The organism is Prevotella sp. TCVGH, assembly GCF_023522295.1.
Lineage (GTDB): Bacteria > Bacteroidota > Bacteroidia > Bacteroidales > Bacteroidaceae > Prevotella > Prevotella timonensis.
The window spans coordinates 1-14,202 of sequence record NZ_QFFX01000016.1 but is presented as its reverse complement, the minus strand read 5'-3'; the positions used below and the strand labels follow the sequence as shown (position 1 = coordinate 14,202).

General features: G+C 47.8%; 6 protein-coding genes and 1 pseudogene. All 7 read left to right on the top strand.

Going from position 1 to position 14,202, the window contains the following annotated elements; all coding sequences use genetic code 11:
* Window positions 1-22: 22 nt before the first annotated feature.
* On the top strand, window positions 23-2,488 hold the full coding sequence (locus DEM91_RS04605) for a hypothetical protein (RefSeq protein WP_026302367.1): 2,466 nt from the start codon (window positions 23-25) through the stop codon (window positions 2,486-2,488).
* A gap of 427 nt (window positions 2,489-2,915) precedes the next feature.
* Entirely contained in the window at window positions 2,916-4,880 is a 1,965-nt protein-coding gene (locus DEM91_RS04600) for a phosphatidylinositol-specific phospholipase C (RefSeq protein ID WP_019036211.1), read from the top strand.
* Window positions 4,881-4,986: 106 nt separating this feature from the next.
* Window positions 4,987-5,499, top strand: coding sequence for an isoprenylcysteine carboxyl methyltransferase family protein (locus DEM91_RS04595; protein WP_036868466.1), 513 nt, complete (start codon window positions 4,987-4,989; stop codon window positions 5,497-5,499).
* Between the two features lie 430 nt (window positions 5,500-5,929).
* On the top strand, window positions 5,930-7,339 hold the full coding sequence (locus tag DEM91_RS04590) for a DUF4099 domain-containing protein (RefSeq protein WP_019036209.1): 1,410 nt from the start codon (window positions 5,930-5,932) through the stop codon (window positions 7,337-7,339).
* Window positions 7,340-7,360: 21 nt separating this feature from the next.
* A pseudogene (locus DEM91_RS04585) lies at window positions 7,361-9,024 on the top strand (DNA topoisomerase); the annotation flags it as partial.
* Window positions 9,016-9,444: a topoisomerase C-terminal repeat-containing protein gene (locus DEM91_RS12660; RefSeq protein WP_410525623.1), complete on the top strand. Its 429-nt coding sequence runs from the start codon at window positions 9,016-9,018 to the stop codon at window positions 9,442-9,444. The pseudogene DEM91_RS04585 and the gene DEM91_RS12660, both read left to right, overlap by 9 nt.
* A 94-nt stretch (window positions 9,445-9,538) precedes the next feature.
* Complete coding sequence (locus tag DEM91_RS04580; RefSeq protein WP_249858142.1) at window positions 9,539-14,026, top strand: DUF2958 domain-containing protein; 4,488 nt, start codon at window positions 9,539-9,541, stop codon at window positions 14,024-14,026.
* The last annotated feature ends 176 nt before the right edge of the window (window positions 14,027-14,202 follow it).

The following is a 14,202-nucleotide window of genomic DNA, read 5'->3' as shown; positions in this document are numbered from 1 at the left end:
CTACAATATATTATCAATAGCAATGAATACATTCTTTACACCAAGAACGGATAAGATGAAATGGCTCTTATCCTGCGTGATAGCACTCTTATTTCTTGTTTCATGCACTGATGAAACAATGCTCAATAGCACAGATGTTAAGCAGGCGACAGTGGAAAACGTTGGTGAAACTTCAAGAATTGGCATTTCGGGTAACGCCTGTGTAGAGCTTGCTGATGTATCCACCTCATTGGGTGGAAATACTGCAACCACACGTGCCGTTTCTGTAAATTCAAAGCATCTTCCATTGATAGAAGGTTCCGAACTCAAGGCACGCATCTTCATCGTACGTGTTGACAAAGACGCCAAGACGATGATTGACGGCAAAGAGGCGATGGACGGCAACAAGGTGGTGCTTGGAGCTGGAGAGGTAAAATTTGACGAAGTAAGCTACAATAGCGATGGCACTATTTTTGCTAAAACTAACGACATGGTTGAGTTTCATTGGCTCAACGACAAAGCATTTACACCAAAGCAAAATGAGGAATGGTATGTGTGTGGCATCATCGGTGGCGAATATAACCCAGACTTTGACAGAGAACGCAAAAATATGAGTCTTGACGACAAGACAAGGAAACGTGCAGAAAAGCTATATCATTTCTATGTAGACTTCGACCCTAATCACTCTCCATACCACAACCAACTTGATGCCAATGGAAACATTCGAGTTGCCGTACCTTATGCCACAGGTTGGATGAAGTTACAGATGAAAGATGGAAAAATCAATTTTGAAAAATGGAAGTTTAGGTTATTGGGAACAATGATACGCTTCAAGGTAAAGCGCAATACCGACTTGGTAAAACCAGAGGGACATAAATATGCCTTTGCCAGCTCGCAAATCACTGCCCGAGGCGGATTTCTGATGATGCCACCAAGCTTGTTCCGCTCAAGTTCCGATCTTGCTATGGATCATTCTTTCGGTCTCGATTGTGAGCTACGCCCTTGGAACACAAGCATTGAAAGCAACTTCTACTGGATGTACGAAAACGACAGGCAGATACATTTCAACAATCCTGGCAACGTGAACCCACTCGACGAGAGCGCAGACTACGGTTCGCCACTCTACGAGTACCGCTACACCTTCGATGCCTCTGCCATGCGCAAGGGAAAGGAGAAAGCCGAGTACGACGAGTTCTACGTGTGGGGCATGCCCATACCTAAGCTCAACTACATCGGGCAAACCATGCTTACCGCCGAGCGTGGAGGATTTATGCTGGGTAGGAAACAGAAAGGCAACCCACGTTATCCGTACGCTGATGAATGGTTGGTTGGGCAGTCAAAACCTCAGGAATGGTCGGGCGAGTTCAAAGTCCTCGATTTCAAAAACAAAAAAGTTAAAGGCTGTGGCTTCTCCGTGGAAGTAGGTGTGTGTCGTCCACGTTTCAGTGAGATGAGAGACGGCAAGCCTGCCTATCCATGGGCAAACCCTTTGGAACGTTTGGCGGTAACAAACAGCAAAACCGATGAGATGGGCTTCCACGACACCAACGCACCACACCCCAACGAGGCTGATTACGGATGGGTGAACAACTGGTCGCTCAAAAGTGCCGATATGAAAATGCGCTTTGCGCTGAACAATGGCACCATGAAGCCACAAGATTACCATCTTCCCACTGGCGAAGAATGGGGAATTGCCTTGCCTAATATCCTTACAAGCATCTATAATGGTACGTTGCCCATAGGTCTTACAGGCTGGAATAACATCAAGTCGGCTCCCAACCCTTACTTCGAAATGTTCGACCCAGAGGAAGACGACATGCGCCCCATCATCACAGCTGGCGAAACACACAACAGCAACAAGGCAGATATGCAGGAAGAGCGGTTTTGGAATAAGAAACCCATCTTCTACTCTTACTTTATGCAAGATAAGAGTCGGCTCGAACTCTACGCCATTCGTTTCTACGGCAACAACAAGGAAGCCCAATCGGACAAAGACCGCCGTCCCTACGGTAACCGTTATCGCTGTGCCTATCGCTGGAGGTTCATGGACGCTGGCGGTCCCGACGCCACCAACGACGGACAGGGCATGCGCCTCGTGGTACAGAGCCGTTGGATAGGCAACGCCAACGTAACCGTACGCGACATCATGGATGACAAGTGGTGGGGAGAATGTTCGGACAGCAACCCGCTCTATCGTACCGACTGTTATCGTGTTTTGCCCTGCGTAGGCTACCCCTTCCCAAAAGGCGGATCTACATGGCGCATGGCATACTGGTCAAGAACACGCTGGAAATACGACACCTACGACAAGGACAACGAGCACAGCAACAAGACATTCTGCTACCGTGTGCTATCCAAAGACGGCTTCGACCGTGGACATAACGATAATGCCACCCTGCACTACGGCGTTCGCCTCATGGTAAACAGAGACGTGGACGAATTCGGCAAGCGCGCCCCACGCCAGTTGCAGAAAGACAAGGACGAGCAACGACTCATACGTCGCAAATAGTATCTAAGGTGAGGGGCAATGCGTGTCCCTCACTATAGTATATAATTTTATGTTAAGGAATGGCTAAAAATAACAAATACATGTTGGTTTCTATTGGTGTGTTTATCCTTAACACTCTGTGTTGTAGGCATCTATTCCTCCATACTTATATTTTCAGCTTCCTTACCCTCTCCTCGATTATTTATAATATTTAACAAACCGCATTGGATATGTATTTGTGTGAGGCTGTGCATCTCGAAGTCCATAGATGACTACGAGATGCATTTTGCGTGTACATAGACTTTTGACAAGAAAACCGCTGCAACTCAAAGTTACATCATTCCATTTCTTTCCAAAGCGTACGATAAATGCCAATAGTTAGGTTTTGGAAGTTGCCTGTTATTCGCTATCTTTGCACCCTAAAAAACAAAATTACATAAGATTTACTATGATATCAGAACAACTCGCCCTTCAATGGGGCAAAAGAACGTTATATAATTTGACGGTGATATATGCGCTGTTATGCACCATGCTACTATACGGATGCGACGGTGACACTACAGTGAATAACGAAAGTTCGTCTCATCAATCAACCACGATACGGCTTACAATAGAAGTCCCTAATGGTGGCGTAGACAACACCAAGATGGTAGCAACAAGATCCTTCACCTATGGTTTTGAGGGAGATATGGTCCCACCGAAGATGCGGCTAAAAGAAGGCGAAACAACTGAGGGACTTTGCGTTATCAGAAACGAAAACCCCAAGATACCAATAAAATTAGTACAGGTGAAATGGAAAACGCATGATGGTGTCTTGTGGTGCGACACTCTCAATGCTGACGTGGAGGCTCCTCACGATGAAAAAATTGGTAATTGGCAGGCATGTTTTCTACTTGGTCATGGAACCTACGATGAGAAGACGCACAAAATAAAAATTGGCGTAGAGCGTTTGGCACGCCCCATAAACCAAAATGAGGAGCAACTATGGAACATGCCTTACCTGTCAGCATGGTTGCCCTTGGAAACGAGTGACGGTTTGCACCTGCGTTCGCCACATGTGAGTTTCAAACCGCAAGGAGCGTTCATACGCATGAGATTGACAAATGATACGAAATATGACATGAGCGTGGCATCACTGCGCATGCAACCCACTGACGATTCCATGCAGGCAGCACCATTCGTGTGGGAGGCAATGTGGCAGACTGATGAACGAGGGGATGCGCCTGTCATTTCTCCAATTTTGCAGAAAAGTGGAGAGGATTTCGAATGTCCACTTGTCCAACCACTCACATTAAAACCGGGCGAGACATCAGGCTGGTATGGCTTCTGGAGTATGCCCATAGGTAAATCCGTAGGGTATTCAGGCAATTACTTTATCGTACCTACAGAAGAAGCCAGGATACATCGATCGCCATGGTGGTTGTACCACACTCCACTGGAAGGAAAAAGCAATGCACAAGGTCCCGTGGCGGGTCGAACATACACGCTCTCGCTGAAACTGCGGCAACTGATCTCCACTACCAATGCCAACTGGATGCAGGATATGGAAGACGACCGACTGGTGTGCAAGATGTCCATACCCGGAACGCACGATACAGGAGCATGGTCAGGCAATTGGTGGGTGAAGACGCAAGACAAGGACATCAAGGGGCAGCTCGAGAGCGGCATACGCTTCTTCGACATACGCTTGGTGCTTGCAGATGGCGTGCTAAAGCTCTGCCACGCCAGTAATGTATTCGACCGCACGTTCCACAAGGATGTATTGCGTACCACCGCTGATTTTCTGCGGGAGCACCCATCGGAAACGGTTATCATGACCATCAAGCGTGACCACGACTACGACAAAGATGGAGGCAACAAGTATCGTGCGGCGGTGGGCAACGTGTTAAGAGCTGATCCCTACGTTACACCATACATTGCAGGATCGTTCAGTCCGACACTTACAATGGGAGAACTGCGAGGCAAGATGCTCATCTTGAGCCGTGAGGGCTGGTACTCCACCAACTCGGGGTGGATAGACCGCTGGTATGATAACAGACAATTCTCTACCAATATCTACTCCACCAATCACAGTCGTACCACGCTGAATGTGGAGGACACTTACAGATGCGCTGCTGGCGACAAGGTGAACCTTGTGCGCCAAAACCTGCTAAAAGCCAGTGAGGCATACGGTGATGCGGCACCCGACTGGTTCATCACCTTCTGCTCGTACACGGGTCCAAACGGCATAGGCACACCCAATGCCGTCACAGGATACGTAGATCCGCATGTGATAAATATTCTTAAGGGAGACCATCAGTTGCGTACAACGGGTATACTGCTTTTCAACTTTGCAGGCTGGTGGGACAACGGACTCACCAACATCGCCATCAAGTTCAACGATACTGCCACACCGCCGCTCAAGCAGTGGTAACAAGTTGGGGCAAGTCAACACACCAGCCGAGCCGTGCGGAATCCCCCCCCCCGCGTCGGCACGGCTTCATAGCGGATTATTAAACATCATAAAACATATTACAGTTATGCTATATGCAATTATCATCTTCGCAAGTTTCTTTGTCTTGCGCTTGTTCTCCCTCGCTTTCTCAATAAGGAACGAGAAACGTCTCATCAAATGTGGAGCCACACAGTACGGAAAACGCAACTCCCTACTGCTGACGCTTGCCCATATAGCCTACTACTTTGGTGCCCTCTATGAGGGATATACCAGCAATATGGAGTTTGACAGGACCTCTGTCATCGGCGTGGCAGTCATGGCATTCGCCTACATCATGCTGTTTTACGTCATCTATAAGCTGAGTGACGTTTGGACAGTGAAACTCTACATCGTACCCAACCATCGCATCGATCGTAGTTTCTTGTTTCGTACGGTGCGACACCCAAACTATTTCCTCAACATCATACCAGAACTGATAGGTGTGGCGCTACTCTGCCATGCTTGGACAACGTTATGCGTAGGTCTGCCCCTCTACGGCTACCTGCTAATAGTTCGCATCCGTCAAGAGGAAAGAGCCATGCGACACCTGCTATCGTAACGGCCGTGACCGACGTCGATAAACTTTATAAAATACCACCTATCATCAGGATAACTTTTATAAACAGGGCTGCAACCACATACAGACGTGTGGTATCGAAGAGGAGGGGAAGTTTTTCTTTTCAGAAAAATTCCCCCTGCGTGTTTCATCCAATATTCTTCCAAATGTCGTCACTCACGACGCTGACCGACGTCGGTCACGGTTATTGGTAGCTGACATTCGAGCTGCAAACCAAAAAACTTATCGTTGATGTGCTTTCTCATCCATAGACTTTCTCTTGTAGGGGAAGTTTTTTTTGTTGGTACATCAAATCTTCCTCTCATTTTGTTTCCCACTTTTTCCCACTATTTCCTCACAGTGTGAGCGTTTGGTTTTATCCGTTTAATTTTGCCAATATATAACATTATATATTCATCAAAATGTAATATTTATGGAACCAAACAACAATGACAACTATGTGCTGGTCTTGGAAGATCGCACGGAAGTGAAGAATGAGCAAGAAGCAGGAAAAATCTCCGTAGTATCGGGTATAGACGACAAGGGCAACCTTAAAACCACCGAAGCAATCGCTGCGAATCAGGCAGCGTTCTTGAAATTCAACAACAAGGACGGACTTCTAAAGAACTTCATGTCCAATTTCCTCAAACAGTTCAATAACCCGACTCGTTTCGGACTGTACAAGGTTTTGGCAAACAATGTAGAACAAGGTGTGGACAATCTTCGCACCATGTTGCAAAGTCGTGAAAAGCCAGAAAGCAAACAGCAACTGACAGAGATTGGAGTATCCTTTGACGATTATCTGCCGAAAAAGAAGAACGCCACAGCCATTGATGAGTCGAAGATTGATTGGAAGCAACTTGGTGACCTCGGTCTTACCCGTGAACGACTGGAACAAAGTGGAGAGTTAGAAAAGATGCTTTCTTGGCAGAAGAGTAACCTTATTACTATTGCCGTACCTATTGGTGACACGACCATCTACACCGAAGCACGTCTTGCATTCCGCACGGATGATAATGGCAATGTCGGCTTGGCTATCCACCCGTTACGCAAGGAGCCACAGCTCGACTTCCCCTATATGGGTTACAAGTTCTCTCCCGAAGAAAAGGAGCAACTCCTTGCTACGGGCAACCTTGGCAAGACAATCGAAGTAACGCCCAAGAACGGCAATCCTTTTTCTGCCTATGTCTCCATCGATCCACAGACCAACGAAATTGTTGCCTTACGTGCCGACCGTGTGAACATTCCCAAGGAGATCAAGGGTGTAACGCTCTCTGATGTCCAGTACAAAGATCTTGTGGAAGGCAAAGCCGTGAAAGTGGAAGGAATGACCGCCAAGAGTGGTAAGTCCTTCAATGCTACCTTGCAGGTCAATGCCGAGCGAAAAGGCATTGAGTTCATCTTTGGCGATAACAAGAGTTTAAGAGAACGACAGGAACACAAACAGGCTCAGCAGCAAGGTGTACCTCATAAGCTCTGCGGTTTAGAGTTATCAGATAAACAGCGTGAAGCATTGGATAGCGGTCGTACACTATATCTAAAGAATATGGTGGACAAACAGGGACAATCATTCAATGCCTACGTCCGTATGGACAAAGAACAGAATCGCCCACGTTTTTACAAGTGGAATCCTGACAAAAAGCAAGAAACCGGCAAAGAAAAGGTGGTTGCCGTAGCAGAGGAACACAAGACACAGGTTGCGGTCAATAACCACGGCAAGACCAACGAAGCCACCAAAAATGTGAAAGAACCACTCAAAACGGGACAGACACAGCCTACTGCTGAGCAGAAGCAAAAGCAGGACGAGAACAAACAGAAGAAGTCCCGTGGACGTAAGATGTAACCTTTAATTCTATTATCAACTATGATTACTTGTATTATTGCCGAGAAACCCTCGGTAGCCAGAGATATAGCCCGTATCGTAGGGGCTAATACCAGACAAGACGGATATTTAGAAGGTAACGGCTATATGGTTACTTGGGCAATGGGACACCTCATTACCCTTGCCATGCCCGAAGCCTACGGTTTTGCAGCCTATAAAGCAGAAGACCTGCCCATCCGTCCCAATCCCTTCCAACTTATCGTGCGACAAGTGCGCAAGGATAAGGAGTACACATCAGACCCCGCAGCACTCAAGCAACTCAAAGCCATTCGAGTTTGCTTTGACAAGGCTGACCGCATCATCGTAGCCACCGATGCCGGGCGTGAAGGTGAACTCATCTTCCGCTATATCTACAACCATTTGAACTGCCACAAACCTTTTGACAGACTTTGGATTTCCTCCCTCACGGATAAAGCCATCCGTGAAGGACTTTCCAATCTTAAGCCGGGAAGCCATTACGATAATCTCTATTACTCTGCCAAGGCAAGAAGCGAAGCCGACTGGCTTGTGGGCATCAATGCCAGCCGTGCCCTGTCCATCGCTCGCAAAGGCGGTTACTCTTTGGGAAGGGTACAGACCCCGACACTCGCTATGGTCTGCCGTCGGTACATAGAAAATCGTGATTTTTCTTCCGTCCCCTATTGGAAACTCTCCGTAGCAGCAGAGAAAGAGGGCGTATCGCTGAAAGCTGTGAGCAGTAGTGCATTTGACAATGAAGCCGATGCACAGTCCGCTCTCGCCATGCTTCGCGAACAGAGCCGGCTTACCGTGACTTCGGTCGCAAAAAGGTGGGACATACGTCGCCACCCCTCTTGTTCGACCTTACCTCCCTACAGAAGGAAGCCAACCGAAAGCACGGCTTTTCAGCAGATAAGACCCTCTCAATCGCACAAAGCCTCTATGAGAAGAAAATCACGACCTATCCCCGCACCGGCAGTCGATACATCAGTGAAGACGTTTTCGAGGAAGTACCCACTTTACTTGGCAAGATAGGCACTGCACTTCCGACACCACTTAACCGCCACTCGGTGGACAACGGCAAGGTAACTGATCACCACGCCATTATCCCTACGGGTGAAACAACATCGGGACTATCGACAGATGAAACGACCATCTACCAAATGGTAGTCCATCGTTTCATCGAAGCCTTTTCTCCCGATTCAGAGGAGGAGAGGATGCAGGCGGAACTGACAGACGGTACAAACACCTACATTTGGAAGGCGTGCCGAAGTATCTCCTTGGGCTGGAAAGCCGTGCAGCATAGTACTGGCACGAACGATGAAAAAGGCAAAGAGGAAGAAGAACAGACTTTATCCGTATTGCCCAATCTAATAGAAAACGAGGTGTTACCACTGCTTTCTTCAGAAATTACCGAGCACAAGACCAAGCCCAAACCGCTCTATACAGAAGCGACTTTGCTTTCTGCTATGGAAAACGCAGGGAAAGAGGTCGCAGATGCAGAAAGTAAAAGAGCAATGGCAGAGTGCGGCATCGGTACACCAGCCACTCGTGCCAATATCATCGAGACATTGATTCTGCGAGACTATATCCGAAGAGAAAAGAAAACGGTAGTCCCGACAGAGAAAGGCTTGGCAGTCTATGAGATTGTCAAGGATAAACGAATTGCCAATGCAGAGATGACAGGCTCGTGGGAACTGACCCTTGCCGCCATCGAGGCTGGACAAATGCCACCCGAGAAGTTCGCACAAGGCATCAACTCCTATGTGGAGACGATTTGCGAGGAACTCCTTGCCCTTGCTCCACAGGTACAAAAGTCCTATCCCACCTACCACTGCCCCAAATGCAGCAATGAGAGTGTGGGCATCTATGCCAAAATTGCGAAATGCAGGCACGAGGGCTGCGACTTCCACATCTTCCGTGAAATCTGCGGCACGTTCCTTTCCGAGGACAATATCCGTGATTTGATAACTACCGGGCGAACGCCTATCCTCAAAGGCTTGACGAGCAAGGCAGGCAAGAAGTTCAACGCACGTCTTGTTCTGGGCGAAGACCATACCACCGCCTTTGAGTTTGAAGGAAAGAAAGGCAAAGCACGAGGAAGATAACTCTCACAGAATCGGAGATAAAACAAATTAGTTGGAAGATAGGAAAAATTATCTTCCGACTAATTTTCCCTCTCCATCTTAAAACAGAAAAATTATGGCATACAATAAGAAAGCAGTCTTGGAGGGCAATACGGAAGCCATCCGTGTGATCCTCCGATTAGAGAAAGAACGCCGTGAAGCCACCGAAGCCGAGAAAGTCCTGCTCAGAGGTTATCAAGGTTTCGGTGGTCTGAAATGCGTGTTGAACCGTTGTGATAATCCCGATGACCTCCGCTATTGGAGCGCATCGGAGCAAAACCTGTTCGCGCCTACCCAAAGGCTCAAACAGATGATTTACCGTGATGCCGTCGATGCCAGCACCGCCAAACGCTATTGGGAGAGTATCAAGGCAAGCGTACTGACCTCCTTCTATACCGACACCCGTATCGTCTCCGCCATTGCCGAAGCCCTTAGTGCTGCCGACGTGCAAGTAAGAAGGTGCTTAGACCCTTCAGCAGGTATGGGAGCCTTTACCGAAACCTTTGCCAAAAGTGCCGGTATGGTCGATGCGATGGAGAAAGACCTACTGACGGCGCGCATCACACAAGCCCTCCATCCTTACGGCAAGGATAATATCTTTGTTCGGCAAGAACCCTTTGAAGCCATTGGAGAACTGGAAGAAAAGGACAAGTACGACCTGATTACCAGCAACATCCCCTTTGGCGACTTTATGGTCTATGACCGTAGTTATAGCAAGGGAGAGAATATCCTTAAACGGGAATCCACCAGAACCATTCACAATTATTTCTTTGTAAAAGGGCTGGACACTATCAAGGAGGGCGGACTTCTTGCATTTATTACCTCGCAGGGTGTATTGGATAGCCCCAAGAATGAAGCCATCCGCCGTTACCTCATGCAGAATAGCCGTCTTATCTCCGCCATCCGCCTACCTTCGGGTATGTTCTCCGAGAATGCGGGTACGGATGTTGGCAGCGACCTGATTGTCCTGCAAAAGCAGTCGGGTAAAGAAATTGGTGATGGCATTGAACAGCAGTTTGTACAAACCGCCTCTGTCCCCAAAGGCGACGGCTTTTCTATTGCGTTCAATCATAACTCCCTCTTCGAGGGCGAATGGAAGGATATTTCCCACCGTACGATTGCCATAGACAGACAAATGGGTACAGACCCTTACGGTAAGCCTGCTTGGGAATATACGTTTGACGGCAGTATCGAGGATATGGCTGACAGCCTGCGCACACAACTCTCTTTGGAAGTAGAGCAGCGTTTCGATCGTAAACTCTATGAAACCGGCATACCCATGACCGAGGAGGAATGGCAGGTACACATGGACAAGATGGTGCAAAAAGTACAAGAAAACATAAAAACGGAAGGAATACCTCAAGAACAGGAAATCAAGGATAAGGAGGAAAAGAAAGAGGACAAGGAAGATGAAAAAGAAGAAGAAAATACCTACAATTTGATGCCCGACAGCACCAAGAAGCAACTTCCCAAGCTCTATGCAACGGAAAAACAGCTCATTGGCGACCGCACGGCATACGCTCGCTATTTCTTTCCTATGGGAGCCTATACCGCTTATATGCTGGAATACGACCCCAAAGAACGCATCGGTTTTGGTGCCGTAACGATGGGCTACGGCTGGGAACTTGGGTATATGTCCCTTAAAGAAATGGAGGAAGTAAAGGTCAAAGGCTTGGGTATTGAGCGGGACTTATACTTCAAACCCACAAAGTTGCACGAGATTGCGGAACTGGAAGAGATTGTCAGAGAACAATACACTAAAGAACCCATCATTGAGGAAATCAAGGATGAAAGCCGTCAGGAAGTGCAGAAACCTGTACAGGAAGACAATCAACCACAAGCAATGGTAGAACAAGTCGAGGAGGTTTTGAAAGTCGAAGAAGCTGCGCCAGTTTTACATACAGAGCCTGAAACCGAACCAGCCCCAGAAGGTGTCCCCGTAATTACCCTTCAAAGACAATACGAACAAGAAAGCCGTGAAATTCGCACAGACGTGGAAGCCCCACGCGAGATGAACGGTCAGACGGTATTCTTTGATGAAGACCATCATCCGATTATGGATAGCACCATAGAGACAGAAGCCATGGAACAGTTCTTGTTTGCCCCAGAGGAATATAGTCTTTGGACACAAGATGTAGCCCGTGTAAATAATGAAATCAAAGAGGCTGCTCAACAAAAGAAGGTCAGCGATAACCAACCACTTTCTGCGAGCAGGCAACCCAAGCCGGCAAGAAGCACGCCAAGCAGTTCCCGCAGAAGCAAGAAAACTGCATCTGCTCCCGTCAGAGAGCCCTCGCTCTTTGACTTTATGGAGGAAGCCGAACCTCGCAAGCCACAGCCCATAGCAGAGGTTAAGAAAGAGTTTGATGCTTCACCGCGTCCGTTCCTTTCTTCTCCCGACTCACATTTGCGTGACGGCTCGATAGTCGTACAGAATGGGCAGGTAGGTTTCCTGTCTGACTTGAAACGACATCCTACCTTCAACCCGATGGACTTACCCTTTGCTCAGCTCTCACGGCTGAAAGCATATATTGAGATTAGGGAGAGTTATCACCGACTCTATGATTATGAGGCGAACAACCAAGCGGAGGACAAGGAAGAGCGTGAGAAACTCAATCGGCTTTATGACGGCTATGTAGGTCGTTGGGGGTACTTCAACCAGAAGACAAACACCGATGTCATCAAGATGGATGCCACCGGAGTGGAAATGCTGTTCTTGGAACGCTCCGAGAACGGCAAGTACATCAAGGCGGACATCTTCGACCACCCGACGGCTTTTTCCACCTCCGAACTGTCCATAGCTTCAGACCCGATGGAGGCATTGGGCGCATCACTCAACAAATACGGCACGGTGGAGCTTGACTATATGAGTTCTTTGCTTCCCGATATGGAAGAGAGCGATATGCTTTCTGCTTTGGAAGGACGCATCTTCTACAATCCCGAAGAGGACAGCTATGAGGTAGCCGACAAGTTTATTTCTGGCAATGTGATTGAAAAGGCGGAGCGTATCGAGTCGTGGCTCTTGGATCATCCGGAGCATGAGGAAGCGAAACAGAGTCTGACTGCCCTGCGTGCCGCCACTCCCACGCCCATTCCCTTTGCTGATTTGGATTTCAACCTCGGTGAACGCTGGATACCCGCGAAAGTCTATGGCAAGTTCGCCTCGGAGTTCTTCGAGACGGACATCAGGGTGAGTTATCATTCTAATATGGACGAGTATGCCATTGGCTGCGACCAAAAGAACGGTAATATCTGGCACAAATATGCTGTACAAGGTGAGTTTAGACGCTATGACGGACTCAATTTATTGAAGCACGCACTTCACAATACCATTCCTGACATTAACAAAAGCAAGACCATACTTGATGCGGAGGGTAATGAGAAGACGATTAAGGTTCGTGACGGTCATGCCATACAGATGGCAAATGCCAAGATTGAGGAAATCAGACAAGGCTTTGTAGATTGGCTCGGACGGACACCCGACACGTTCAAGGAGCAGCTCTCTGACCGTTACAACCGCCTTTTTAACTGCTTTGTGCGTCCCAACTTCGACGGTACGCATCAGTCGTTTCCCGACCTCGACCTTAAAAGATTGGGCATACAAGACCTTTATAAGAGTCAGAAAGATGCCGTGTGGATGCTGAAGACCAATGGAGGTGGTATCTGCGACCACGAGGTCGGTGCAGGTAAGACGCTTATCATGTGTACAGCAGCCTACGAGATGAAGCGGTTGGGATTGGCTAACAAACCGATGATTATTGGACTCAAAGCAAATGTATTCGATATTGCCGACACTTTTCGCAAGGCTTATCCCAATGCCAAGATACTCTATCCGGGAAAGAATGACTTCAGCAAGCAGAATCGCCAACGCATCTTCAATGACATCAAGAATAATGATTGGGACTGCATTATCCTCACGCATGAGCAGTTCGGCATGATACCGCAAGCATTGGAGATACAAGAAGCGATTTTGCAGAAAGAAAAAGATTCTGTAGAAGAAAATCTTGAAGTGCTCCGTATGCAGGGAGCGGACATTTCCCGTGCCATGCTCAAAGGTTTGGAGAAACGAAAACAGACCTTGGAAGCCAAGTTGCAGGGCATTCAAGACAGCATTGCCGAGCGCAAGGACGATGCCGTGGATTTCAAGATGATGGGTATTGACCACCTTTTTGTAGATGAAAGCCATCAATTCAAGAACTTGATGTTCAACACCCGCCACGACAGAGTGTCGGGCTTGGGCAATCCGGATGGCTCACAGCGTGCGCTCAATATGCTCTTTGCCATTCGCACCATACAGGAGCGGTCAGGCAAGGACTTGGGAGCAACTTTTCTTTCGGGAACTACTATCAGTAATTCGCTAACAGAATTATATTTGCTCTTCAAATACTTGCGCCCGCAAGCCTTGGAGAAGCAGGGCATTAACAGTTTCGACGCATGGGCTGCGGTCTTTGCCAAGAAGTCCACTGACTATGAGTTTTCCATCACCAATGAGATTATTCAGAAGGAACGCTTCAGAACCTTTATTAAAGTGCCTGAACTTGCCTCGTTCTATGCGGAAGTATAGGAGTTGGAAGCAAGAAAAGGAGAAGAATGCGTATCTGATTGAAATAGAGGAGATATTGCCTGCTTACTCATTGAGTTGCATCAAAGGAAATAGGCGAAGAAAGGAGTGAAAAAGCAAGAGTTCAGTTACCAAATCGTTCGAGAAACGATGAAAGGAAAAGAACAGCTAAAAGTGGT

Excerpts from the sequence above, each read along its gene's own strand:
- DEM91_RS04580 (WP_249858142.1), top strand. The coding sequence starts at position 9,539 with ATGGCATACAATAAGAAAGCAGTCTTGGAGGGCAATACGGAAGCCATC.
- DEM91_RS04590 (WP_019036209.1), top strand. The coding sequence starts at position 5,930 with ATGGAACCAAACAACAATGACAACTATGTGCTGGTCTTGGAAGATCGC.
- DEM91_RS04595 (WP_036868466.1), top strand. The coding sequence starts at position 4,987 with ATGCTATATGCAATTATCATCTTCGCAAGTTTCTTTGTCTTGCGCTTG.
- DEM91_RS04605 (WP_026302367.1), top strand. The coding sequence starts at position 23 with ATGAATACATTCTTTACACCAAGAACGGATAAGATGAAATGGCTCTTA.
- DEM91_RS12660 (WP_410525623.1), top strand. The coding sequence starts at position 9,016 with ATGACAGGCTCGTGGGAACTGACCCTTGCCGCCATCGAGGCTGGACAA.
- DEM91_RS04600 (WP_019036211.1), top strand. The coding sequence starts at position 2,916 with ATGATATCAGAACAACTCGCCCTTCAATGGGGCAAAAGAACGTTATAT.